The organism is Halopseudomonas laoshanensis (assembly GCF_008365385.1).
GTDB lineage: Bacteria > Pseudomonadota > Gammaproteobacteria > Pseudomonadales > Pseudomonadaceae > Halopseudomonas > Halopseudomonas laoshanensis.
Window position 1 is genome coordinate 112,359 of sequence record NZ_QOVF01000007.1, and the last position, 22,859, is coordinate 135,217.

The window sequence follows — 22,859 nt, forward strand, 5'->3', positions numbered from 1 at the left end:
AAAAAAACCCGCCAAAGACGCTAGCGGGTTTTAACAATAATGGTGCCCAGAGACGGAATCGAACCGCCGACACGAGGATTTTCAATCCTCTGCTCTACCAACTGAGCTATCTGGGCAACGGGGCGCTATTAAACGGTTTAAGGATGTATGTGTCAAGCGCCGCAGGAAAATATTGTTCCGTTGTTTCAGCCGCTTACCGATCATTTATTGCTCAGGTGGCACGTAACCCTCGGCCTGAGCGTATTCTTCGCCGGAAAGGAACTTGTCCATTTCTTCCTGAATAAAGCGCCTGTCCTCAGGATCCATCATGTTAAGGCGGCGTTCGTTGATCAGCATCGTCTGGTGCGCCTGCCATTCGTCCCAGGCTTTCTTCGACACTTCATTGAAGATTTTCTCGCCCTTGGGGCCTGGGTAGGGAGCGCGCTCCATACCAGGCAGCTGTTCTTTATATTTGCGGCACATCACCATGCGGGTCATGGGCATCTCCTTGAATGAGGCAATCAAACGCCAGGTCAGATAGTCAATTCAGCTCGCGCCAGCAGCTTTTTTACCGGAGCAGCAAGCCCCAGGCGCGATGGTTGGCGCAGGTTATACCAGACCTGGCCCGGCTCGGCCACGCTATGGCCTGCCATCACCCGCACCAGCAGCGGCTGAATATCCAGATGGAAGTGGCTGAAGGTATGACGCAGCGGCTCCAGCAGCTCCGGCGCTTCTGCGCGCCAGCCCTGTTGCTCGATCAAACGGGCCAACTGTTCGCGATCATCCAGCTGCGGCGGACACCACAGACCACCCCAGAGACCGGAATCCGGACGACGCTGCAACCAGATATCACCTTCGGCATTCATCACCAAGGGCATCAGGCATTGGCGCACGGGTATCTGCTTGCGCGGCTTGGAGTGCGGATATTGCGTTGGCTGACCCAGCAGACGCGCCTCGCAGCCGGCCTGCAGCGGGCACACCAGGCAGGAAGGTTTGCTGCGCGTACAAAGCGTGGCGCCCAGATCCATCATCGCCTGAGTATAGTGGTTGACCCTGCTGTGCGGGGTGTAACGCTCGGCAACCACCCACAATCGATCGTGCACGGCCTTCTCGCCCGGCCAGCCCGCCACCGCGTGATAGCGCGCCAGTACGCGCTTGACGTTGCCGTCAAGAATCGGCGCGCGCAGACCCATGCTCAGGCTGGCAATCGCCCCCGCAGTGGAGCGGCCGATGCCCGGCAGGCTGATCAGCTGATCAATGTTCCGGGGGAACTCGCCAGCAAACTCGGTTACTACCAGCTTGGCGGCTTTGTGCAGATTACGCGCCCGGCTGTAGTAACCCAAACCGGTCCACAAATGCAGTACCTCGTCGGGCTCGGCCGCCGCCAGCGCCCCAACATCGGGCAGCGTCTGCATAAAGCGCTCGAAATAGGGGATCACCGTAGCGACCTGCGTCTGCTGCAGCATAATCTCCGAGACCCAGACCCGGTAAGGGGTCATATCCTGCTGCCAGGGCAAATCCTTGCGGCCGTGCCGGTCATACCACTCCAGCACCGCCGCCGAGAAGTCAGCCGCGCTATTCACCGGTCGAACAGGCTCCGAATGGCATCGCGCACCGCAGGAGCTTTATCACCGAGCTTTTCTTCCAGCTTTTCCTCGACCTTGCGCTGCGCTTCATTGCCCAGCAACTGCCCGGCGATGCGCTGCACGCCATCGCGGTCGACGTTGCAGCTACTGGCCGCATTGTGCAAAAAGCCCTGACAACGCACTGGCCATTCAACATCCACATAGCGCTCGTTCACCGCACAGGCAGGGTCCGGCATCGCGGCGCTATCGCCTTGAATCAGTAAGCCCAGACGGTAATCCATACGCTGCTGTGGCAGGTCCACCTCGCCTGTGCCTTTCACTGCCAGGCCCGGCAAAGCCGCTAACAGGTCGTCATTTCTCACTTTGCCATCGACGATGCGGAAGCTGCCGCCCAGAGCCGAGAAAGGCGTATCCTCGGCGCCGCGAGACTCGCTCAGCGTTTTGCGATTAACCAGGGCAATGGCCTCGCACATCTGCTGTTCCAGGTTCACACCAATAAGCGCTCCCTCAAGCACGTTGAAACGGGCGCTGCCGTTAAGCGTATCCATCCAGCGCTTGATGCTATTGCCGCTGGCACTGACATCCAGATTGAAATCCAGTTTGCCGCGCATCTGCTCGCCCATATCGTAGGCTTGCTGAATGGCCAATGAATCCATGCCGGTCAACTGCTTGGCCACTGAGAGACTGACTGGCGTGCTGGTGGTGTCAATTTCTGCTGTCACACTGAAGCGGCCGCCAAATACGCCGCCATCGAATTGCTTGATTTGAATTTTGCCATCACGGGCAACCACTGCGGCGATGAACGGGTTGATCGTTTGACCCGTCAGTTGTACCTCATCCAGCGCCAGCTTGCCGTCGACATCCAGGCCAGCCAGTGCTTGCAACGGCAGCACCTCCTCATCGCTCCAAGCCTCAGGCGCGGTGTCGGACCGGCTGCCGCCAGACGGAGCCTGGGGCGCGGCTTCAGCCGTAGCGGGCTCTTCTGCTGGCGGCAGATAATCATCCAGATTCAAAGCGCCTCCAGACAGGTCAAAGCGCAACGCCTGGCGCTCGAAATCGGCAATACCAAGGCTCCCAGTGAGTTCAGTACCGTCCACCAGCAACTTCAGTTCTTCCAGCATCAGGCTGGTAGCTGAACCGCTAATGACCGAGCTTAATGCGACCGATTCAAGCGCGCCGGTCCTGGCGGTTTCCGGCACTTCCTGACCTATGGCAGCGAGCAACGCACGGGCATCGAAATCGGCTACATCGAGGCGGCCGTCCAGCCGCATATCACCTTTCAGCTCGCTGGCTCTGACCTGCCCCGTGGCGCGCAAATCAGCTACAGACAAACGCATCTGATTGAACTCGGCAATGTTTGCACCCAGATCCAGCAACGCATCGCCCTGCAGCTGCATAGCCAACGCTCGCCCGGAGAAGGGCTCGCCGCTGGCATCCACCTTCAGATCCACCGCATCCAACTGATAACGCTCAAGCTCAAAATCAAACTGGGCCAGGGTTTTCAGATCGATACGCACACGCAGGGCGGGCTGCTCGGCGGTCAACAGGCCAAGAAAATTCACATCAAAGGGCTCACCCTCGATCAGCGCGCCGGTAGTCAGGTTGGCGTCTTCCAACTGCAAAATCTGCCCGGAAGCCAGGTCCTTGTAACGACCCCGCGCGTTGGTAATGCGCACGCTCTCAATCGCCACTTCGAAATCGCGACCCTCGTCTGCAGACTCCTCTTCAGCCTGGGCAATCTCTTCTTCCGCCGCAGCCTCGGTTTCCTGATCAGCGCCGATACTTTCCCAGTTACCCCGGCCTTCGGCATTTCTGACCAGGTTCAGGCTAACGTTGTCGAGAATCACATCGCTCATGCGAAGCTGCCTGCGAAGCAGCGGCAAAACCTCGACGCCCAGCCCGAGATTACCAATCTGCGCAAGCGCATCGTCCGGAGCATCCAGCGCGGCCACACCGACATCCTCAAGCTCGATCCCCAACCATGGAAACAGTGACCAGCCAATATCGCCACCCAGAGTAAGCTCGATATTCGCCTGCTCACGGGCTGCTTGCTGGATCTCGTCCTTGTAGTCATTCGGGTCGAACATGCGGGTCAGAAAAAACAGCACGCCTGCCGCCAGTAGTACGACACCAAAGACCACCAGCCCCAGCACTTTGGCAAAGGATTTCATGGATGCTTCCTTATATTCATCAACACGCGAAAAGGACCAAGGGGCCAGTAATGGGTGCCCCTATTAATATCAGATAGGGTAAAGGCTCTTGAATCGAGTAGCCACCTCTTCTGCCAGAGCCAGGCTGGCGGTGAGCCCAGGCGATTCGATCCCAAACAGATTGATCAAACCAGGCACTGCGTGGCTTGAATGATCTTGGATGAGAAAATCCATCGCCGGTTCCCCCGCCGCACTGAGCTTGGCCCGCACTCCAGCATAGGCTGGCACCAGTTTTTCGGCTTGGCAGTCCGGCCAGTAGCGCTTTACCGCCTGGGCAAATGTCTCTCGGCGCGACTCGTCCATCGCATAGTCCAGTTGCTGCTGATAACGCACGTCGGGGCCGAAGCGCAGTTGGCCGGCCAGGTCCAGGGTCGCATGCACACCAAGACCCGTCGCATTCGCCTCCGGCATGGGGTACACCAGATGACTGAAGGGCGAGCGGCCGCTGTAAGCAAAATATTGCCCTTGGCACAGATGCAGAGGCGGAATCTGTTGCTCAGGCATACTTTCTACGGAGGCGGCCAGCGCCTGAGCAAATAGCCCGCCCGCGTTGATCAGGTAACGGCAGCTCAAGGTGAATGCATCGCCTGCGCTGTCGCCGCTGAGCCGGAAACCGCCAGCGATTGCGTCCACGCGGTCTACTCGGGTACGGCATTGCAGCGTGCCGCCTGCCTGTTGCAATGCTGCCTCGTAGGAGCCCATCAAGCCGTGACTATCAATAATCCCGGTAAGGGGTGAAAACAGACCCGCCACGCCACGCAAGGCCGGCTCGCGGGCGTGTAGCTCAGCGGCACTAAGGGTTTGCAGTTCTACGCCATTGGCCTGCGCATTGGACCTGAGCGCTTGCAGCGCGGGCAGCTCTGCCGGCTCGACCGCCACCAGCAACTTGCCAACCTGGCAATGCGTCACGGCATATTCGGCGCACCAGGCGTAAAGCAGATCACGACCTTCGCGGCACAGGCGCGCCTTCAGCGACCCTGGAGCATAATAAATACCGGCATGGATCACTTCGCTGTTACGGCTTGATGCATGCTGACCCGGCCAGGCCTCCTGCTCCAATACCAGCACCTCGCGCCCACCGCGCGCAAGCCGCTGGGCGATAGCCAGGCCGACTACGCCCGCACCAACCACCACTACTTCAGAGTCCAATATCGATTACCCAGCGCATCAATCACCCTCCCACTATTTTCAACCCGGCTGCGCAGCACTATCGGCACGATATGCACAAGCGATCAGCCTGCTGTAGCCCCGGGCACCGTGGTACCCGTATAATGCACGCCCTTGATAGATTATTCAGCGGAGAACAGCCATGGCGGAGCGCAAGGCAAGCGTCGAGCGCAACACTCTGGAAACCCAAGTCAAAGTTGAGATCAACCTGGACGGCACCGGCCAGTCCGACTTTGATATTGGCGTCCCTTTTCTAGAGCACATGCTAGACCAGATTTCCCGGCACGGGCTGATCGACATGCAGATCAAGTCGCGTGGCGACCTGCACATCGACGACCACCACACTGTGGAGGATGTCGGCATCACCCTGGGCATGGCTTTTGCCAAGGCCATTGGTGACAAGAAAGGTATCCGCCGTTACGGCCATGCCTATGTGCCGTTGGATGAAGCTCTGTCCCGCGTGGTGATCGACTTCTCCGGTCGCCCAGGCCTGCACATGGACATTGACTATACCCGGGCCAGCGTCGGCGGCTTTGATGTGGATCTATTTGGCGAGTTCTTCCAGGGCTTCGTCAACCACTCGCAGACCACGCTGCACATCGATAATCTGAAGGGGGTCAACACCCACCATCAGATCGAAACGGTGTTCAAGGCCTTTGGCCGCGCGTTGCGCATGGCGGTGGAAGAAGATCCGCGCATGAGCGGCATGATGCCCTCCACCAAAGGCTGCCTGTAACCGATGACTGCCAGCCGAGTAGCTGTTATCGATTACGGCATGGGCAACCTGCATTCGGTAGCCAAAGCCCTTGAGCATGCCGGCGCCTTGCGCGTGGAAGTGACCAGCGATCCTGCCACAATTCTGGCGGCCGACCGTGTGGTACTACCCGGTGTGGGCGCCATCCGGGACTGCGTCAGTGAGCTGCGGCAACTGGGGTTGGATCAGGTGGTACGTGAAGTGGTCAAGGAAAAGCCGCTTCTGGGTATTTGTGTCGGCATGCAGATGCTGTTCGAGAGCAGTGAAGAAAATGGCGGCGTGGATTGCCTCGGTCACTTCCCGGGCAAGGTCAGCTTCTTCGGCAATGAGCTGTACGAAGGTGACGTGCGTCTGAAAGTGCCACACATGGGCTGGAATCAGGTCAAGCAGAGCATTGACCACCCCATGTGGCATCGCATTGACCAGGATGCGCGTTTCTATTTCGTGCACAGCTACCATGCCCAGCCAGGCAAGCATACCCACATTGCCGGGCGCTGCCGCTATGGCGTCGACTTCGCCGCTGCAGTGATTCAAGACAATATATTCGCCACCCAGTTTCACCCGGAAAAAAGCCATACCAACGGCCTGCAGCTGATGCAGAACTTCCTGGCCTGGGACGGGCGCTGGTAAACCAGGCTTCAAGCTTGAAGCTCTTTTTCCGAAGGAAAAGTCATGCTGATTATCCCCGCTATCGACCTTAAAGACGGTGCTTGTGTGCGCTTGCGCCAGGGCCTGATGGACGATGCCACGGTATTTTCCGATGATCCGGTGGCCATGGCCGCGAAATGGGTCGAGGGTGGCTGCCGCCGTTTGCACCTGGTCGACCTCAACGGTGCCTTTGAAGGCAAGCCGGTCAATGGCGACGTGGTAACGGCGATTGCCCGCGCCTACCCTGAGCTGCCGATCCAGATCGGCGGCGGCATCCGTTCACTGGACACCATCGAGCATTATGTACGCGCCGGCGTCAGCTACGTGATCCTCGGCACCAAAGCGGTCAAAGAGCCGGAGTTCGTTGCTGAAGCCTGCCGCGCCTTCCCCGGCAAGGTCATTGTGGGCCTGGACGCCAAAGACGGCTTTGTGGCCACTGACGGCTGGGCCGAAGTCAGCACCGTGCAGGTGATTGATCTGGCCAAGCGTTTTGAAGCCGACGGCGTGGCCGCGATTGTTTATACCGATATCGCCAAAGACGGCATGATGCAGGGCTGCAATGTCGAAGCCACCGCCGCGCTGGCCAATGCCACACGCATCCCGGTGATCGCCTCTGGCGGCATTCATAATCTCGGCGATATCCAGTCACTGCTGAATGCCCGTGCCCCCGGTATTATCGGCGCCATCACTGGCCGCGCGATCTATGAAGGCACGCTGGATGTGGCAGAGGCGCAAGCGCTCTGTGATCGCGCACAGGCAAGCGGCACGCCATAAGCCACAAGCATTTACTTGCAGCTCGAGGCTTGGCGCTGAAAGCTGCTTTCGGAGAAAGCCCATGGGTTTGGCCAAGAGAATCATCCCCTGCCTGGACGTCGACAACGGCCGCGTAGTCAAGGGCGTGCAGTTCGAGAATATTCGTGATGCCGGCGACCCGGTGGAAGTGGCGCGGCGTTACAACGAACAGGGCGCGGACGAGATAACCTTTCTCGACATCACCGCCAGCCATCAGGAGCGTGACACCACGCTGCATACCGTCGAGCGCATGGCCAGCGAAGTCTTTATTCCGCTGACAGTGGGCGGCGGTGTACGCACCATTCAGGATATCCGCAACCTGCTGAATGCTGGAGCTGACAAGGTCTCGATCAATACCGCGGCAGTGTTCAATCCGGAGTTTGTCGGTGAAGCGGCAGATCGGTTCGGTTCGCAGTGCATTGTCGTAGCAATTGACGCCAAGCGCGTTTCCGCGCTCGGCGAGCCCGGCCGCTGGGAAATCTTTACCCACGGTGGACGCAAGCCAACCGGCCTGGATGCGGTCATGTGGGCGAAGAAAATGGAAGATCTCGGCGCTGGCGAGATTCTGCTGACCAGCATGGATCAGGACGGCGTCAAGAGCGGCTATGACCTGGGTGTTACTCGCGCCATCAGCGATACCCTGCACATTCCGGTGATCGCCTCAGGCGGCGTCGGCAACCTGCAGCATCTGGCCGATGGCGTGTTGCTCGGCGGTGCGGATGCGGTGTTAGCAGCGAGTATCTTTCACTTCGGCGAATACAGCGTTAGCGAAGCCAAGGCGTATATGGCAGCACGCGGCATTGAGATGCGCCTGTAATTAGTCACTGGTCTGCGTCGGAGCGTATTTGCGCTCCAGCAGTGCCTGCAGGCTGACCACCTGCACGCCTTCGCGGTCCGCCAGCCCCGGCAGCCAGCGCTCCAGGTAATCCAGCGTTTGCGGATACGGATGGCCGATCAATACCGCATAGCCGTTCTTGCGCGCCAAAGCCAATCCCCGCTGGAACTCTCGATGAATCGCTTCCGGCTCGCGCTTATTGTCCAGAAATACATCTCTCGACAGATTCTGCACACCCGCCGCGTCTGCGGCAAAAGCCGCTTGCGTCTGCGCGGTGGTGCGACTGTCAACAAAGAACAAGCCGCGCTTTCTTAGCTCGCCCATAACCCAATCCATCGGCGCGCGTTCGGCTGTCAGTCGGCTGCCCATGTGATTGTTCACACCCTGAATCGGCCCTAAACGGCCTAGACTGTCGACCAGACTGGCCAGCAGCTCCTCACGTGACATATGCGCGAAGAGCCCGCCAGGCCCTATGGAAAGGCCCGCCCCGTTCTCCATAGGCAAATGCAGCAGAACCGTCTGACCCCGCGCGTGCGCTTCCTCCGCCAACCGGGCAGCAGCAGGCGTCTGCGGCAATATGGCCAGCGCTATCGGCACCGGCAGATCAATCAGCCGCCGGCCCTGCGCATAACTTTGGCCAACATCATCAATCACGATAGCCAGTAGCGGTCGATCGCCCACCTGCGCCGGACGCGACGCGGGCGTGCTTATGCCTGGTTCAAGGATGGGGGAGTCAAGGCTGGCAGCTGGCTTTTTTGGCCAGCCTGCATGTTCGATCAGCAGCCATTCGCTACGCCGCCTATCTGCGGCGGCTTGTGCTTCGTGGGTCGCTGGCAGGTCTGCACGCTCAGCCGCAACATCCTGTTGCTCGGCTGGCGGTTCTTTTGCGGGTTCGCTGTCACTGCAGGCTGCCAGCAATAACGCCAGCAGCCAGACCAGCGCATATTTCATTTTTTCGCGCGGGTGATATTCAAGCCTTTGAGCAGAATCAAGGCCTGATTCAGCTGATAATCGGAATCCTGCGGCCGCTCCGCAGCCTCCCCAACAACGCCGGACTGCTCTTCGATACCGTTGCCGTTATCCAGGTGGCCCGCCAGATCCGCCTCGCGCAGACCCCGCTCCTCGACATCCTGAGTCAGGCGAGCGCGCTCGACGCGAATGTCCGGCTCGATGCCCTGGGCCTGAATGGAACGGCCATCGGGTGTGTAATACAGCGCAGTAGTCAGCTTCAGTGCACGGTCATTGTTCAACGGCAACACCGTTTGTACCGAACCCTTGCCGAAACTGTCGGTACCCATGATTACCGCGCGCTCTTGATCCTGCAGAGCCCCCGCCACAATTTCTGCGGCAGACGCGGAGCCACCATTAATCAGCACCACCAGCGGTATATCCCGGCCCGGGTTATTGCTGGTGGCATTGAAACGCAGCTCAGAGTTGGGCAGCCGCCCTTTGGTGTACACAATCAGACCGTCATCCAGAAACGCATCGGCAACTTCCACTGCTGACTGCAGAACGCCGCCAGGATTATTGCGCAGGTCGAGTACCAGACCCTTCAGCTCCTTGCCTTCAGCCAGACTGTTGAGGGCACGCCGCACTTCGTCACCGCTGTTATTCTGGAACTGGGTCACGCGGATATAGCCATAGCCGTCCTCGAGCATCTCTGAACGCACGCTGGCGACCTTGATGACCGCGCGATTCAGCTCCACCTCAAACGGACTGCCAGTGCCGCGCACCAAGGTCAGCCTGATACTGGTGCCGACTTCCCCACGCATCTTTTCCACGGCGTCCATGATGCTCATGCCTTTCACCGGCTGATCATCAATCTTGATAATCAAATCACCTGCTTCAATGCCGGCGCGCGCGGCGGGGGTATCGTCGATCGGGGAAATGACTTTGATAAAGCCATCCTCCTGGCCCACTTCGATACCCAGCCCTCCGAACTGACCACTGGTGCTGTCCTGCAGGCCGCGAAATGCCTCAGGCTCGAGGTAGGCAGAATGCGGGTCCAGACCTTCAAGCATGCCGCGAATGGCGTTTTCCAGCAGCGTGGCGTCATCCACTGGCTCAACATAGGCTGTACGGATGCGCTCAAGCACCTCAGCAAAAGTCCGCAGCTCGTCCAGCGGCAGCGGCGCGGGAACCTCGGCAGGCTCCTGCGCATGGGCCAGGGGCATACCGAGCAGTAAACACAGACAGCTCGCAAAGAGGATACGCACAGCAGTCATCGAACTCTCCCAAAAGGGCTAAAAAACGGAGCGGGCAGGCGGGAATTGGCTTCTGATAACCGCGTGTTCACCCGGACAGCATACACCAGGCCGCCGGATCCAGGGCACGGCCCTGGTGACGGATGGAAAAATACAGCGACGACGTAGACAAGCCACCGCTGGTACCTACGGTCGAAATCACTTCGCCGGGCTGAACCCAGCTGCCCACTTCCTTGAGCAGGCTTTGATTATGCCCATACAAGCTGAGGTAACCTGCTCCATGATCAAGAATCATCAGCAAGCCCGAGCCACGCAGCCAGTCGGCGAACACCACCCGCCCGCCATGCACGGCATGCACGTTGCTGCCCTGCTCTGACGCGATTAACAAGCCGTCCCATTTGAGTCGCGCATCTTCACCCCGCTGGCTGCCAAAGCGGGCCTGCACCCGCCCCTTGACCGGCAAGGGCAGTTTGCCCTTGGCCTGCGCGAAAGGCAGGCTGCCCGCTGGCGTAGGTATGCTGACAATGGCCTCATCAATCGATTTGATCAGTTTTTCCAGCCCTGCGCGTTCAGCCTGCGCGCTCTTGAGTTTTTCGCTCTGGCTGCGGCTACGGCTTTGCAGCCCGGCCAGCAACTTACCTCTGGACGCCTGCTCGGCCTGCAGCTGCTGCTGATTGGCCGCCAGTTGCTCGCGGTCACGCCGCAATGCAGTCTGCTGATCGGCAATACTGGCACTGGCAAGGCGTACCTGCTCCAGGGTATCGGTGTAGCGGCTCATCTCCGTCACGCGGGCGCGGCTGACATACTCGTAATAGCGCATCATGCGGGCGACCCGCGCCGGATCATCCTGATTGAGGACCATTTTCAGATAATCCTGCTGGCCCGCCATGTAGGCGGCCCTGATCTGCCGAACGATCTGTACTTCCTGTTCGCTCAACGCCACCTGCAGCGCGGCCGCCTGCATATGCAGGTCCAGCAGACTGGTCTCACCTTCCTTTATCTGCTGCTCGATTTTCTGGCTCTCGCGGCGCAGCCGGCCGATCTCGCTTTCGCTTTCCTTCAGATTGGATTCAAGGCCGGACATTTCCTGCTTGAAATCGTCGAGCAACGCTTTGAGGCGGGCGATCTCTTCCTCGGTTTGCTTCAGCTCGGCGCGCGCCTCACGGGAGTCGTTCTCCTGCGCAGCCACAGTCCCGGCTGCCATACCACCGCTCGACAGCACCAGCAGCAGTAATAGCGCTCTGCCGCTGCACAATCCTTTACTCACTCGCTGTCGCTGCATGCTCAATGTCCGATGATGAATGGGGGATCAGGATTCCAGCGTAATGATCGACCTGCCCGACATCTGCTCTGGTTGCTCCAGGCCCAGCAGAGCAAGCATGGTGGGCGCCACATCGGAAAGGATACCACCCTCGCGCATGCTTACCCGCCGCGGGCCGAAGTAGACAAAAGGCACAGGCTCACAGGTGTGCGCAGTATGCGCCTGGCCGGTGTGGTCATCGGACATCTGTTCGACATTACCGTGATCGGCGGTGATCAACACTTCACCTCCGACCCGCGCGAGCGCCTCGGTAACCCGGCGCACACATTCATCCAGGCATTCGACTGCTTTCACCGCCGCAGCAAAATCACCGGTATGGCCAACCATGTCGCCATTCGCGTAATTGACAATGATCACGTCATAGCGCTGCTGATCGATTGCTTCGACCATACGGTCAGTCACTTCCGGCGCACTCATCTCTGGCTGCAGGTCATAGGTGGCTACCTGCGGCGACGGAATAAGGATGCGCTCCTCACCCTCGAAGGGTTCTTCCCGCCCACCGGAAAAGAAGAAGGTCACGTGGGCGTACTTTTCCGTTTCGGCAATACGCAGCTGGGTCTTGCCCTGCTTGGCCAGGTATTCGCCAAGCACATTGTCCAGCGACGCCGGCGGATAAGCGCAGGGTGCGGGAATGTCCGCAGCGTATTGCGTCAGCATGACGAAGCCCGCCAGCTGCGGCTGGCGGGCGCGGGCAAAACCACTGAAACCAGGCTCGACAAACGCCCGGGTCAGCTCACGGGCACGGTCGGCACGGAAATTCATGAAAATCACCGCATCGCCATCCTGCAGCGGCTCGGCTGCACCGATGCGTGTAGCCTTGACGAACTCATCACTTTCACCGCGCTCGTAGGCTGCCAGCAGCGCATCGGCCGCATTTGCAGCACTGTATTCAGCCTTGGCATCGACAATAACATTGTAAGCCTGCTCGACCCGCTCCCAGCGGTTGTCGCGATCCATGGCGAAATAGCGGCCGACCAGACTCGCCGTACGTCCGGCGCCCAGACGCGCATAGGCATCTTCAAGCAACTGCAACGAAGGCTGCGCACTTTTTGGTGGCGTGTCGCGGCCGTCAAGAAAGGCATGTACCAGCACGGTTTTTGCGCCGCGACGCACTGCCAGATCGACCATCGCCACCAGGTGCTCTTCGTGACTATGCACACCACCCGGCGACAACAGCCCCATAATATGCACGGCGCGCCCTTTGGCCACGGCCTTGTCCACGGCCTGACAAAGCTCTGGATTGGTGAAAAAATCACCATCGGCAATCGCCTTGGTGACCCGGGTAAAGTCCTGGTACACCACACGCCCGGCACCCAGATTCATGTGCCCCACTTCGGAATTGCCCATCTGCCCATCCGGCAAGCCCACATCCATTCCCGAACCCGATACCAGCGTGTGCGGTGAATGCGCCCAAAGGCGATCCCAGACCGGGGTATTGGCGGCCATGATGGCGTTGGACTCGGGCGACTCGCTGTGGCCAAAGCCATCCAGAATCATCAGAACCAGGGGTTTCGGGATTGCTGTCATAACGGATTAACTCACCGATTGGAGGGTTGACTGCTGGCGGCGCCGGGACCTTGTAGCGCCTGACAAGCGTGTCGGCACAGTTTACTTTGCCGGCTGGTGCCTGTCATGCGTGCATCTTCGACCCGCATTGCGCCCGGAAGGTTCTGCCACTGCGTCCGGCTGTGTATACTGGCGCACTTTATCGATCCGGAAGCATCCCCATGCAACGCGTTTTAGACTTTTTTGCCCAAATGGCCGAGTTTCTTGGCAACCACTATCTGCTGGCGCTGGCCTTTCTGGTCGTCATGACGCTGCTGGTTATTACCGAAGGCCGCAAGGGTGGCAAGAGCGTCAGCACTCAGCAGGCCACTACGCTGATCAATCGGGAAAACGCCGTGGTCGTGGATATCCGCTCGAAGAAGGATTACGCCGCAGGTCATATTGTCGATTCGCTGAATATTCCGTCAGATACGATGACCAAACGCCTCAGCGAACTGGACAAGTACAAAGACCGGCCAGTACTGCTGGTCTGCGCCAATGGCCAGCATTCCGGGCCTTGCTCAAAACAACTCAAAGCCGCCGGGCACAGCAACGTCAACCGTCTTTCAGGTGGCATCGCTGGCTGGCGTGCGGACAACCTGCCGCTGGTGAAATAATATGTCAGATGTAATTATATACAGCAGCAAATACTGTCCGTTCTGCATTCGTGCCAAGCAGCTGTTGGCTGCCAAGGGTGCCGATTACAAAGAGATTTCGGTAGATGGCCAACCGAAAGTGCGTGCGGAAATGACGCGCCTGGCTGGCGGCCGCACCTCTGTGCCGCAGATCTGGATTGGCGACACCTACGTGGGCGGCTGCGATGAACTTATGACCCTGGAACGCTCAGGCAAGCTTGCCAAGATGTTGGCCAGCTAAGCACTCGGCCTTTCACCCCCCTAACAAGACCACAACATACAAGGACCTCACCATGGCCGAAGAAAACCAGAACAGCCAAGCCGCCAACGGCGCCCAGGGCAACTCGCCACAGGTTCAGTTCAGCTTGCAGCGTATCTACGTCAAGGACTTGTCATTTGAGTCGCCGAAATCACCGGCAATTTTTCAGGCCAAATGGAACCCCCAGGTCAATCTGGACCTGAACACCCGCCATACCCAGTTGCAGGAAGGCATTCACGAAGTAGTGCTGAGCCTCTCCGCTACCGTCACCAACGGTGAAGACGATGTGAGCTTTATCGCCGAAGTGCAGCAGGCCGGTATTTTTGCAATTAACGGACTGGATGAGGCTGGCATGCGCCACACCCTCGGCGCTTTCTGCCCGAACATCCTGTTTCCTTATGCCCGCGAAGCGATCGACAACCTGGTACTGCGCGGCAGCTTCCCTCCGCTGATGCTGTCCCCGGTCAACTTTGATGCCCTGTTCGCTCAGGCCGAGCAGCGCCGCACTGAAGAAGCTGCCGGTAACGCCTGATATGGTAATGCCCGGCCACCCCGGCCGGGCATCTACTACTGGCATTCGTATTTGTTACCCATGTTCGTTACAACCCCGTGCTTAAGCCTGCTTGTCAGCCACGGCACCTTGTTCTAAGGTAACCCGCTTGCCCTTGAACAGACGGACATATCATGGCCCTGCCCGCTTCACGACCTTTCTATTTGCTCGCCGTTATTTTCTGCACCACCTTGATGGTCATCGCGCTCTATATGGAGCACGTGCTCGGCCTGGTGCCTTGCCCGCTGTGCATCATTCAGCGCGTGCTGGTGATTCTGGTGGGGCTGATCGCCCTGATTGCCGTTTTGCATAATCCGCTACCCACCCTGACCGGGGGTCGCCGGCCGGCAGCCAGAGTCTATGCATTTGTGCTTACGCTATTCTCCGTGCTCGGCGCCGCCGTTGCTGGTAGGCAGGTCTGGTTGCAACATCAACCTGCGGATCAGTTGCCCTCGTGCCTGCCCAGCCTGGACTATATGGTCGACGTACTACCCCTGCAGGAAATACTCGGCTTGCTGTTCAGCGGCACCGCAGACTGCGCCAAGGTCGACTGGACTTTCCTTGGCCTGAGTATTGCCGAAGGCACGCTACTGGCCTTTATCGGCCTCAGCCTGTTTGGCCTGGTCCAACTGTTTCGCAGCACCGACTGACCTGGAGAGCGACAATGAACCATGCGCTGAAACTGCTGTTGATAACCTGCGTGTTAACGCTGACCGCTTGCGCTGGCCCCGAGGTGGACCACTACGCCAGCGAAAAACCCGAGCTCAGACTGCAGGACTATTTCAACGGAGAGCTGGAAGCCTGGGGCATGTTCCAGAAGCGCAATGGCGAAGTTGCACGCCGCTTCCATGTTCAGATGACCGGCACCTGGGACGGCGACACCGGCGTTCTTGACGAGCGTTTTACTTATTCCGATGGAACCAAAGAGCGTCGCGTCTGGACCTTGATCCAGCAACCCGATGGCACCTGGCGCGGCACCGCTGATGATGTTGAGGGCGAGGCGGTAGGTGTGGTGGCAGGCAATGCCTTTCACTGGAAATACACTCTAAAGCTGAAAGTCGACGACAGTACCTGGTTGGTAGACTTCGACGACTGGATGTATCTGATTGACGATCGCGTGATGCTCAACCGCGCCAGCATGTCCAAATGGGGCGTGGAATTGGGCCAGGTCACCCTGAACTTCTATAAGCCTTGATGCGGCGCCCTTGCCTGGCCTATGCTGTTATTCCACGAGGGAGCAGGCTAGGCAGAACAGGCCTGGCCGTCCCCTGCCTTAATGGCAAACAGAACGCAGAGGTGGACCATGCTGGACAGTTGCACAACAGCTCAGGAACGTTGGGGCGGTGTACACAAACTGATTGACCGCTGGCTCGCGGAACGCAAGCAACTGGTTTCCGAATACACCGCACTGCGTGACCGGGCCGCACCGGCAAGCAGCCCCGACACGGACCTCGAATCCTTCTGCGACGTCCTCGTCGATTACACCTCCGCCGGGCATTTCGAAGTATACGAACAGCTCATTCGTGAGGCAGAAGAATTCAACGATCTGGGCGGCATTCAACTGGCCAAACAGCTTTATCCGCGCATCGAGACGATCACCCAGACCGCGATCCAGTTCAATGATCAGTATGGCGAGTCCGCAACAGGCGTAGACGAGACGCTGATGCAGGAACGCCTGCGCCACCTCGGCGGCTTGCTGCATGAACGTTTTGAGCTGGAAGACTGTCTGATCGAGGTCTTGCACACCGCGCACCAAGATATGCTAAGCGCTTTGTAATTTAACGGAGTCACCTTTTGAAAGACAGCAAACCCAGCAAGCAGGCCGCCAAGGTAACCACCCCACTGCACTTGTTGCAGACCCTGACCCGCACCCTCAATGAACATCTGGGAGAAGCCTGCCAGCAAGCCGAAAAAGACGCTCGCAAGGCGCTGGAAAAGCTCAATCGGCAGCATGAAAAACTGCTGGAAAAAATCGCTGAAGCGGAAGAAAAACTAGGCTCACGCCAAGCCAACGGCAATGACGCCAAGTCGCTTGAGAAAAGCCAGACCAAATTGAGCGCCCTGCAACAAGCGTTGAGTGAGCTACAGACCTCGCGCGCTGCGGCGGAAGACTACACTCGCCAACTGCAGAACGATATTCAGCAGACGCTGCGCATTGGTAAAGGCCTGGAAAGAATCGAAGGCCAGGCTGCGCAGGCGATCGAGAAGCGCGGCAAACCGCCGGCGCCGGCACGGGTCAGAAATCGCAAGCCGGGCAACAATGCCCGCCGCAAAAAACCTGCAACGGCTGACACGGCTAGCGCTTCATCCTGATCTGCCGGGTCACCAGCCCGGCCAGTTCGGCGAGCAAGCGGCTAACTGACGCACTGACCTCAACCCCTTGAGCCTCGCAGCTGGCAAACAATTGCGCGTCGGGGCTCACGGGATCACTGAGCACCACGCCCATCCCTTCGCAGAACACCCCCAAGCGTTCCAACTGCTGCCACTCGGCGGCCTGCTCGCAGGCTTTGATCATGGCGTACAACTCGGTATCGCGATCATGCTCGGCCACTGCTCTGCGTGCCGCGCGCAAGTGCATGATCACCCGCTGATGCGCCGGCCGTTGCTCGGCGCAAATACTCGTCCAATCTGTACCTTCCACGGGTTGCCCGCGCCCGGCCAGCCAACAGGCGACCAACAGCAGTAAAACGTCCAGCCCGTACTCGTCCTGCAGACGCAGCAGTATCGGCTCGACACCCGGCAGCGGGTATAGCCTGTGCACATGATCGGTCAGCGTCAAAGAAGTCTTGGTCATAGATTACAGCTTAACCCGAGCTGATGAACACGCACAGTAGCCTGGGCACTGATATACTCCGCCCCCATGATCAAGATCGAATCCCTGACACTCCAACGTGGCCCGCTGCGCTTGCTGGAGAACGCTGACCTCACCCTGCATCCCGGCCAGAAAGCGGGCTTGCTGGGCACCAACGGTGCCGGCAAATCGAGCCTGTTTGCCCTGCTGCGCGGCGAACTGAGCCCCGACGCAGGCGACTGCAGCCTGCCCCCGGACTGGCGTATTTCGCACATGCAGCAGGAGATCGACAACCTTGACCGGGTTGCCGTGGACTACGTGCTGGATGGCGACGCGCGCCTGCGTGACATTCAGCAGCGCCTGGCCAACGCGGAAGATCAGCAGTTGGCGGCAGAGCTCGGCACTTTGTATGCCGAGCTGGAGGCGCATGACGGCTTCAGTGCGGACAGCCGCGCGCGCACCTTGCTTGCCGGCCTGGGCTTCAGCAGCGAACAATGTGAAGCCAAGGTAGGGGATTTTTCCGGTGGCTGGCGCATGCGCCTGAACCTGGCGCAGGCCCTGATGTGCCCTTCTGATCTGCTGCTTCTCGATGAACCGACCAACCACCTGGATCTGGACGCGATTCTCTGGTTGGAAGACTGGTTGCGCGCCTATCAGGGCACCTTGTTGCTTATCTCCCATGACCGCGATTTTCTCGATGCGGTGGTAGAGCACATCGTGCACGTGGAAGCCCGCAAGCTGACCTTATACCGCGGTGGCTACACGCAATTCGAGCGTACCCGTGCCGAGCGTCTCGGCCAGCAACAGGCCGCGTTCGAAAAGCAGCAAGCGCAGCGCGAACATATGCAGAAGTACATTGCCCGCTTCCGTGCCCAGGCAAGCAAGGCCAAGCAGGCGCAAAGCCGCCTGAAAGCTCTGGAGCGCATGGAAAACATCGGCCCGGCGCATATGGATTCGCCGTTTTCGTTCAGCTTTCGCGAGGCCGACAGCCAGTCCAGCCCCCTGATAGATCTGCACCACGGCCAGCTTGGCTATGGCGATAAGGCCATCCTTGAGCAGGTGAAATTGCAACTGGTTCCCGGCGCGCGGATTGGCGTGCTGGGCCCGAATGGCGCCGGCAAATCAACCCTGATCAAGACCCTGGCCGGTAGCCTGGCATTGCAAAGCGGTGAAATGAAACCCGGGGAGCATCTGGCCATCGGTTATTTTGCCCAACACCAGCTCGACAGCCTGGACCCCAAAGCCAGCCCGCTACTGCACCTGGCGCGCATCGCGCCGCAGGAGCGTGAGCAGGCACTGCGGAATTTCCTCGGCGGCTTTGACTTCCATGGCGCGCGCGCCGAAGAGCCGGTGCTGAACTTCTCCGGTGGCGAGAAAGCCCGTCTGGCGCTGGCTTTGATCGCCTGGCAGAAACCCAACCTGCTGTTGCTGGATGAGCCGACCAACCACCTGGATATGGAAATGCGTCACGCGCTGACGCTGGCACTGCAGCAGTTTGAGGGCGCCATGCTGCTGGTCTCCCACGACCGTGCGTTGATCCGTGACACTACGGACGAACTCTGGCTGGTCGCCGATGGCCGGCTGAAGACCTACGAAGACGACCTGGATACCTACACGCGCTGGCTGGCGCGCTTCCGCCAGCAACAGGCGGACGAAATCAAAGCCGCCAACGCTGGCGATGCGAGTGCGGAACCGGAGCGGGTAGATGCCAAGACGCAGCGCCGCCTCGCGGCCGAACAGCGCCAGCGGCTGGCACCGCTAAAGAAAAGCATCGACAAGCTGGAAAAGGAAATGAGCAAGGCCCTGGCCGAACTCGGCGAGATCGAGACCGCCCTAGCAGATGCCGATATCTATAGCCAGGACAACAAGGACCAGCTCAAAGCGCTGTTGGCTCGTCAGGCCGCCAGCAAACAACTGATTGAGGAACTGGAAGAACGCTGGCTCGAGAGTAACGAAGAGCTGGAAGCCATGGCTGAAGCGGAAGACGCGTGCAACGGGGCTTGAGAGCCCAGCTTGTCACCAGGGAATAAGCTTGCCATCCCAGGCGTAGAACTGGCCAGTATCTTCAGGAACCCGTTCAGCCATCACCGCCAGCAATCGTTCGGCGACGAAGTCGGCGGTGAACAGTTTGCCCTCCGGCACATTCGCCTGAAAAGGTCGCGACAGCTCGGTATCGGTGGTGCCGGGGTGCAACAGCAGACAAATACCCTGGCGGTTCAACCGTTGCCACTCCACGGCGAAGGTGCGCAGCAGCATGTTCTGCGCTGCCTTGCTGGCGCGGTAGGCATACCAACCGCCCAGACGGTTGTCCCCGATGGACCCCACCCGCGCCGACAGCGAGGCAAAGATGCAGCGGTGCTTGCCGCGCAGCAGTGGCAAGAAGGCCTTGGCGAGCAAAATCGGAATTCCCGCGTTGATAGTGAAGCTGCGCTGCAACGCGCTTAGGGATACCTGGCGCAGGGATTTTTCCGGCTGCTGCCCCTGATCCTCATGCAGAAAGCCCACGGTATTGATCAACATGTCCAGCCGGCTACAGCGCTCTGCCACCTTGGCGGCCAAGGCCTCCAGGGCTGGTTCGTCAGCCAGGTCGCCGAGCAGTGGAATCAACCTTGAGTCATTCGGCCAACCGCCCTGAGGTGCGCTTCGCGTTAACGCAAAGATCTGACCGACGTCCGTACGCAACAGCAGCTGCTGCACCAGCGCCCAACCAATGCCGCGACTGGCACCGGCGATAACAATGCAGGCCGGTCGATCCGGCGCAAAACCCAAATCCATGCTGCAACCTCCTGCGCTTTGGGGGAAACTACCCTTTTGCTCTGTGGAACCGCCTGCCATGACGCTTTGGATTGATGCTGATGCCTGCCCCCGCCCCGTACGCGATATCGTCGTGCGGGCGGCCCGGCGCCGGCAAATTGAACTGGTACTGGTCGCCAACAGCCCCCAAGCGCTGCCGCCCGGCCCGGGCATCCGCCAGGTTACGGTCTCCAGCGGCGCCGATGTGGCCGATCAATACATCATCGACCATTCAGTGCCCGGCGACCTGGTAATCACCGCCGACATCCCGCTGGCTGCGGGCCTGGTCGAACGCAAGGTCACCGCAATCAACCCGCGTGGCGAGGTGTATAACAAAGCCAACGTGGGCGAACGCCTGGCAGTGCGCAACCTGATGGACGAACTGCGCGGCGCCGGCCTGGCCGGCCGCAGCGGCCCCGCACCCTACAACGACAAGGACAAACAGGCCTTTGCCAACTCGCTGGATCGGTTGCTGGCCAACCTTTAGCCTCGATTCAGGCGCATCACCGGCTATGCCTGGTCGTCACGAAGCTCTGGACCCGCTGTTCCAAGGTTGCCCTTAGCTGGTCCAACTCGCCCGACAGGCCAGCCAGATCAATGGCCTGGGCGGCATTGTTCTGGGCTATATCGTTAACGCCTTGCAGGTGCTGGGCCACATCATCTCCGACTGTTGCCTGCTCCAGCGTCGCGGTGGCAATCATGCTGTTGAGACGAGAGATATGCGCTACCTCTTCGACCATACCCGCCAGCGTCGAGACGCTTGACTCCGCCGAACCCAAGCAGCGTTGAACTGCATCCTGGCTCCGCGCCATAGCCTCCTTGGCCGACTCTGACGCATGCTGCAGGCGCCCGATAAAATCCTGTATTTCGGCGGTGGATTTAGCCGTGCGCTGCGACAGGTTGCGCACTTCATCAGCGACTACTGCAAATCCGCGTCCCTGCTCCCCCGCTCGCGCCGCCTCGATGGCTGCGTTCAAAGCCAACAGATTGGTTTGTTCGGCAACGCCCTTGATCACATCCACCACCTGGTGGATGTCCCTGGCCAACTGTGCTGCTCCATTCACCGCATCGCCCGTCAGCACAAGGTCTCCGTTCAACGACTTGATGTCTTCCCTGATCTGCTGCATGGCCCGGTTGCCTTGCTGCGCGTGGTCGTCCACCTTTGCGGCGGCATGTGCCGCCTCTTCCGCACTGCGCGCTACTTCTGCGGTTGCCGAAGTCAGTTCCTGCATGGCCTGAGCCATGTAACTCGCTTCACCGGCCTGACGATCCGCCCCGCTCCTGACCTGCTCGGAACGTTGCGATACGGCAGCCGACACGCTGCTGACCTGAGCCAAATTGGCTTTGACGTCGCCGACCACCTCATCCAGCTGTACGACAAAACCGTTGAACACATCCAGCATCGGCGTTTGCATGCTCGCTCGGCGGGTCAAGTCCATCGCTTGCGGGTTGGCCAGCATGTCGCTGGTAATCGCCGCCAACATTTCGCCCTCACGTGCATCGACATAACTGGCTCGCGCCAGATACACCAGCACCGCGGCCTCAACCACCACATAAGCGGCGTGAATCCACACCAAACCCCAGCTCGCGCTCACTGCCAACCAGATGCCGGCTCCTCGCGACTGCAAATAGAAAAAAGCCAAATGGTGCACAGCAATCACCACGGCAGCCACCACGATGGGCAGCCAGTCCCGGTAGTAAATCAGGAAGGCCAGCAGCACGAATATCGAAAAATGCATCTCGATGGTGCCGTGACTCTGGTTGATATGCAGGGCGGCCATGACCATAAAGGCAGCCCCGACTGCACAACGAAAAATCCGCTGACCACCAATCAAAGCCTGGAGCGCGTGCATGACCAGCAAAGTACCGCCGCCGACCAGTACGACTTGCCCCCAGGTAGCGTGCCAGGGCGCCAGCGCCAATGCATATAACTGGCAGACCCAAAGGACAACCAGCATGGCTCTGTCGGCCTTTTTGTAATGAGTAGCAAGACTTAAGGGGTTGATCACGCCGGAGCTCATTGCAGGCACCTCATTGGATGTCACAAAGACATGAAACGGTATCCTGATTTAGGATATTAACCCGGCGGCCGGCCAACAATGCGTTGATCACTGGCTCAATAAAACTGCTGTCTTGACTGCAATGCGCTCCATCACTATAAGGGCCGACGTAGGCCAGTTTCCCGGCGGCGTCCCAAATGGCAACGGCAGGCGCTCCCGGCCAGTCTGTCCATGCTTTGGGTATCGGCCAGAACGGAAGCTTCTTTAATACGCCTGGCAGCGTCTGCGCCGAGCTCTGGCCCGAGCGTGCGAACTGCACGCCCTTATCAGCAAAACGCTGAGTCATCTCATCAACATAGGCTTGATGCCCGCCGTTACAGGGGCACCCGGCCTGCCATACATGCAGCACCTGAACCTGACCGGGCTCGAACGGTGGCGCCACCCCTTCAGCGCCAAAATAGGCAGGCCGCTCAAAAGCCTTGAGATATTGCGCCTCATACCACCAGAACGCCCAGGCCAGGCCGAGAATCCAGATCAACAGCAAAGCGCCAACTACCGTGCGCTTAAGCCAGATCCGGGACGCTGATTGTGTCTGCAAAAATACCTCGATAGCAGAATAACTTGCCGTTCAATTATACATTCATGGCTTGTTGTTCAATTTATTTTCGTTATTAAATGTCTTTCTGCAAACCTTTCCACAACTTGCCGCATCACGCGAAAGCAGCGCTTCCGCGAGCAATTCTTCGCAGGTATGCTGGTCGCACAACCCTGTTGTAAGGCAAGCAAGGGA

25 protein-coding genes and 1 tRNA gene are annotated in these 22,859 nt (G+C 59.2%); 13 read left to right on the forward strand and 13 right to left on the reverse strand.

Annotated features, from left to right (window positions below; genetic code table 11):
- Positions 1–40: 40 nt before the first annotated feature.
- From DT594_RS16690 to DT594_RS16710, 5 genes are all read right to left on the reverse strand, one after another.
- Positions 41–116: transfer RNA gene (locus tag DT594_RS16690), tRNA-Phe, on the reverse strand.
- Between the two features lie 88 nt (positions 117–204).
- A complete protein-coding gene (locus tag DT594_RS16695; RefSeq protein ID WP_149334011.1) occupies positions 205–477 on the reverse strand; it encodes an oxidative damage protection protein in 273 nt (90 codons plus the stop codon).
- Positions 478–512: 35 nt separating this feature from the next.
- Positions 513–1,562, reverse strand: a complete 1,050-nt coding sequence (gene mutY, locus DT594_RS16700) for an A/G-specific adenine glycosylase (protein WP_149334012.1) — start codon at positions 1,560–1,562, stop codon at positions 513–515.
- Positions 1,559–3,736 (reverse strand): AsmA family protein, encoded by a 2,178-nt coding sequence (locus DT594_RS16705; RefSeq protein ID WP_149334014.1) that lies wholly within the window; start codon positions 3,734–3,736, stop codon positions 1,559–1,561. The genes mutY and DT594_RS16705 overlap by 4 nt, the downstream gene beginning before the upstream one ends.
- Before the next feature lie 69 nt (positions 3,737–3,805).
- Positions 3,806–4,927 carry an NAD(P)/FAD-dependent oxidoreductase gene (locus DT594_RS16710; protein WP_149334016.1) on the reverse strand — a complete coding sequence of 374 codons (1,122 nt, stop codon included), beginning with the start codon at positions 4,925–4,927 and terminating at the stop codon, positions 3,806–3,808.
- A gap of 157 nt (positions 4,928–5,084) precedes the next feature.
- Between DT594_RS16710 and hisB the strand changes: the two genes are divergently transcribed.
- The 4 genes from hisB (at position 5,085) to hisF (ending at position 7,953) form a co-directional block, all read left to right on the forward strand.
- Complete coding sequence (gene hisB, locus DT594_RS16715; RefSeq protein ID WP_149334018.1) at positions 5,085–5,678, forward strand: imidazoleglycerol-phosphate dehydratase HisB; 594 nt, start codon at positions 5,085–5,087, stop codon at positions 5,676–5,678.
- A gap of 3 nt (positions 5,679–5,681) precedes the next feature.
- The gene (hisH, locus tag DT594_RS16720) at positions 5,682–6,326 is read left to right on the forward strand and encodes an imidazole glycerol phosphate synthase subunit HisH (RefSeq protein WP_149334019.1); all 645 of its coding nucleotides are present in this window, start codon (positions 5,682–5,684) and stop codon (positions 6,324–6,326) included.
- Positions 6,327–6,368: 42 nt separating this feature from the next.
- Positions 6,369–7,118, forward strand: coding sequence for a 1-(5-phosphoribosyl)-5-[(5-phosphoribosylamino)methylideneamino]imidazole-4-carboxamide isomerase (gene hisA / locus DT594_RS16725; RefSeq protein ID WP_149334021.1), 750 nt, complete (start codon positions 6,369–6,371; stop codon positions 7,116–7,118).
- Between the two features lie 61 nt (positions 7,119–7,179).
- Positions 7,180–7,953 carry an imidazole glycerol phosphate synthase subunit HisF gene (gene hisF / locus DT594_RS16730; protein WP_149334023.1) on the forward strand — a complete coding sequence of 258 codons (774 nt, stop codon included), beginning with the start codon at positions 7,180–7,182 and terminating at the stop codon, positions 7,951–7,953.
- Here the strand turns inward: hisF and DT594_RS16735 are convergent, their stop codons facing one another.
- From DT594_RS16735 to gpmI, 4 genes are all read right to left on the reverse strand, one after another.
- The gene (locus DT594_RS16735) at positions 7,954–8,922 is read right to left on the reverse strand and encodes a divergent polysaccharide deacetylase family protein (protein ID WP_149334025.1); all 969 of its coding nucleotides are present in this window, start codon (positions 8,920–8,922) and stop codon (positions 7,954–7,956) included. It lies immediately after the preceding gene.
- A complete protein-coding gene (locus DT594_RS16740; protein WP_149334027.1) occupies positions 8,919–10,196 on the reverse strand; it encodes a S41 family peptidase in 1,278 nt (425 codons plus the stop codon). Before DT594_RS16740 ends, DT594_RS16735 begins: the two co-directional genes overlap by 4 nt.
- Positions 10,197–10,263: 67 nt before the next feature.
- A complete protein-coding gene (locus DT594_RS16745) occupies positions 10,264–11,442 on the reverse strand; it encodes a murein hydrolase activator EnvC family protein (RefSeq protein ID WP_178091559.1) in 1,179 nt (392 codons plus the stop codon).
- Positions 11,443–11,484: 42 nt separating this feature from the next.
- Positions 11,485–13,023: a 2,3-bisphosphoglycerate-independent phosphoglycerate mutase gene (gpmI, locus tag DT594_RS16750; RefSeq protein WP_149334031.1), complete on the reverse strand. Its 1,539-nt coding sequence runs from the start codon at positions 13,021–13,023 to the stop codon at positions 11,485–11,487.
- Between the two features lie 200 nt (positions 13,024–13,223).
- Between gpmI and DT594_RS16755 the strand changes: the two genes are divergently transcribed.
- The 7 genes from DT594_RS16755 (at position 13,224) to DT594_RS16785 (ending at position 16,798) form a co-directional block, all read left to right on the forward strand.
- On the forward strand, positions 13,224–13,658 hold the full coding sequence (locus DT594_RS16755; RefSeq protein WP_149334033.1) for a rhodanese-like domain-containing protein: 435 nt from the start codon (positions 13,224–13,226) through the stop codon (positions 13,656–13,658).
- A 1-nt stretch (position 13,659) separates the two neighbouring features.
- Complete coding sequence (gene grxC / locus DT594_RS16760) at positions 13,660–13,917, forward strand: glutaredoxin 3 (RefSeq protein ID WP_096345914.1); 258 nt, start codon at positions 13,660–13,662, stop codon at positions 13,915–13,917.
- Positions 13,918–13,969: 52 nt separating this feature from the next.
- Complete coding sequence (gene secB, locus DT594_RS16765; protein WP_096345915.1) at positions 13,970–14,467, forward strand: protein-export chaperone SecB; 498 nt, start codon at positions 13,970–13,972, stop codon at positions 14,465–14,467.
- A 152-nt stretch (positions 14,468–14,619) separates the two neighbouring features.
- Positions 14,620–15,135 carry a disulfide bond formation protein B gene (locus DT594_RS16770; RefSeq protein WP_149334035.1) on the forward strand — a complete coding sequence of 172 codons (516 nt, stop codon included), beginning with the start codon at positions 14,620–14,622 and terminating at the stop codon, positions 15,133–15,135.
- A 14-nt stretch (positions 15,136–15,149) separates the two neighbouring features.
- The gene (locus DT594_RS16775) at positions 15,150–15,680 is read left to right on the forward strand and encodes a DUF3833 domain-containing protein (protein ID WP_149334037.1); all 531 of its coding nucleotides are present in this window, start codon (positions 15,150–15,152) and stop codon (positions 15,678–15,680) included.
- A gap of 108 nt (positions 15,681–15,788) precedes the next feature.
- Positions 15,789–16,262, forward strand: coding sequence for a sigma D regulator (gene rsd / locus DT594_RS16780; protein ID WP_149334039.1), 474 nt, complete (start codon positions 15,789–15,791; stop codon positions 16,260–16,262).
- A gap of 17 nt (positions 16,263–16,279) precedes the next feature.
- On the forward strand, positions 16,280–16,798 hold the full coding sequence (locus DT594_RS16785; RefSeq protein WP_149334041.1) for a hypothetical protein: 519 nt from the start codon (positions 16,280–16,282) through the stop codon (positions 16,796–16,798).
- On the opposite strand, the gene DT594_RS16790 is transcribed toward DT594_RS16785, so the two are convergent.
- Positions 16,782–17,279, reverse strand: a complete 498-nt coding sequence (locus tag DT594_RS16790; RefSeq protein ID WP_149334043.1) for a TIGR02444 family protein — start codon at positions 17,277–17,279, stop codon at positions 16,782–16,784. The two genes, DT594_RS16785 and DT594_RS16790, sit on opposite strands and share 17 nt — an antisense overlap.
- A gap of 66 nt (positions 17,280–17,345) precedes the next feature.
- Here DT594_RS16790 and DT594_RS16795 point away from each other — a divergent pair, with 66 nt between their 5' ends.
- Positions 17,346–19,280 carry an ATP-binding cassette domain-containing protein gene (locus DT594_RS16795; protein ID WP_149334044.1) on the forward strand — a complete coding sequence of 645 codons (1,935 nt, stop codon included), beginning with the start codon at positions 17,346–17,348 and terminating at the stop codon, positions 19,278–19,280.
- 12 nt (positions 19,281–19,292) lie between these two features.
- Here the strand turns inward: DT594_RS16795 and DT594_RS16800 are convergent, their stop codons facing one another.
- On the reverse strand, positions 19,293–20,051 hold the full coding sequence (locus DT594_RS16800; RefSeq protein WP_149334046.1) for an SDR family NAD(P)-dependent oxidoreductase: 759 nt from the start codon (positions 20,049–20,051) through the stop codon (positions 19,293–19,295).
- A gap of 58 nt (positions 20,052–20,109) precedes the next feature.
- Between DT594_RS16800 and DT594_RS16805 the strand changes: the two genes are divergently transcribed.
- Positions 20,110–20,556: a YaiI/YqxD family protein gene (locus DT594_RS16805; RefSeq protein ID WP_096345923.1), complete on the forward strand. Its 447-nt coding sequence runs from the start codon at positions 20,110–20,112 to the stop codon at positions 20,554–20,556.
- Positions 20,557–20,572: 16 nt separating this feature from the next.
- Here the strand turns inward: DT594_RS16805 and DT594_RS16810 are convergent, their stop codons facing one another.
- Both DT594_RS16810 and DT594_RS16815 read right to left on the reverse strand, forming a co-directional pair.
- Entirely contained in the window at positions 20,573–22,078 is a 1,506-nt protein-coding gene (locus tag DT594_RS16810) for a methyl-accepting chemotaxis protein (RefSeq protein WP_178091561.1), read from the reverse strand.
- A gap of 22 nt (positions 22,079–22,100) precedes the next feature.
- Positions 22,101–22,667: a DUF6436 domain-containing protein gene (locus DT594_RS16815; protein WP_149334050.1), complete on the reverse strand. Its 567-nt coding sequence runs from the start codon at positions 22,665–22,667 to the stop codon at positions 22,101–22,103.
- Between the last annotated feature and the right edge of the window lie 192 nt (positions 22,668–22,859).

Bases quoted from the DNA above. Each gene is read 5' to 3' on its own strand.
- DT594_RS16695 (WP_149334011.1), bottom strand. From the start codon at position 477: ATGACCCGCATGGTGATGTGCCGCAAATATAAAGAACAGCTGCCTGGT.
- DT594_RS16705 (WP_149334014.1), bottom strand. From the start codon at position 3,736: ATGAAATCCTTTGCCAAAGTGCTGGGGCTGGTGGTCTTTGGTGTCGTA.
- hisB (WP_149334018.1), top strand. From the start codon at position 5,085: ATGGCGGAGCGCAAGGCAAGCGTCGAGCGCAACACTCTGGAAACCCAA.
- hisH (WP_149334019.1), top strand. From the start codon at position 5,682: ATGACTGCCAGCCGAGTAGCTGTTATCGATTACGGCATGGGCAACCTG.
- hisA (WP_149334021.1), top strand. From the start codon at position 6,369: ATGCTGATTATCCCCGCTATCGACCTTAAAGACGGTGCTTGTGTGCGC.
- hisF (WP_149334023.1), top strand. From the start codon at position 7,180: ATGGGTTTGGCCAAGAGAATCATCCCCTGCCTGGACGTCGACAACGGC.
- DT594_RS16735 (WP_149334025.1), bottom strand. From the start codon at position 8,922: ATGAAATATGCGCTGGTCTGGCTGCTGGCGTTATTGCTGGCAGCCTGC.
- DT594_RS16740 (WP_149334027.1), bottom strand. From the start codon at position 10,196: ATGACTGCTGTGCGTATCCTCTTTGCGAGCTGTCTGTGTTTACTGCTC.
- gpmI (WP_149334031.1), bottom strand. From the start codon at position 13,023: ATGACAGCAATCCCGAAACCCCTGGTTCTGATGATTCTGGATGGCTTT.
- DT594_RS16755 (WP_149334033.1), top strand. From the start codon at position 13,224: ATGCAACGCGTTTTAGACTTTTTTGCCCAAATGGCCGAGTTTCTTGGC.
- grxC (WP_096345914.1), top strand. From the start codon at position 13,660: ATGTCAGATGTAATTATATACAGCAGCAAATACTGTCCGTTCTGCATT.
- secB (WP_096345915.1), top strand. From the start codon at position 13,970: ATGGCCGAAGAAAACCAGAACAGCCAAGCCGCCAACGGCGCCCAGGGC.
- DT594_RS16770 (WP_149334035.1), top strand. From the start codon at position 14,620: ATGGCCCTGCCCGCTTCACGACCTTTCTATTTGCTCGCCGTTATTTTC.
- DT594_RS16775 (WP_149334037.1), top strand. From the start codon at position 15,150: ATGAACCATGCGCTGAAACTGCTGTTGATAACCTGCGTGTTAACGCTG.
- rsd (WP_149334039.1), top strand. From the start codon at position 15,789: ATGCTGGACAGTTGCACAACAGCTCAGGAACGTTGGGGCGGTGTACAC.
- DT594_RS16790 (WP_149334043.1), bottom strand. From the start codon at position 17,279: ATGACCAAGACTTCTTTGACGCTGACCGATCATGTGCACAGGCTATAC.
- DT594_RS16795 (WP_149334044.1), top strand. From the start codon at position 17,346: ATGATCAAGATCGAATCCCTGACACTCCAACGTGGCCCGCTGCGCTTG.
- DT594_RS16800 (WP_149334046.1), bottom strand. From the start codon at position 20,051: ATGGATTTGGGTTTTGCGCCGGATCGACCGGCCTGCATTGTTATCGCC.
- DT594_RS16805 (WP_096345923.1), top strand. From the start codon at position 20,110: ATGACGCTTTGGATTGATGCTGATGCCTGCCCCCGCCCCGTACGCGAT.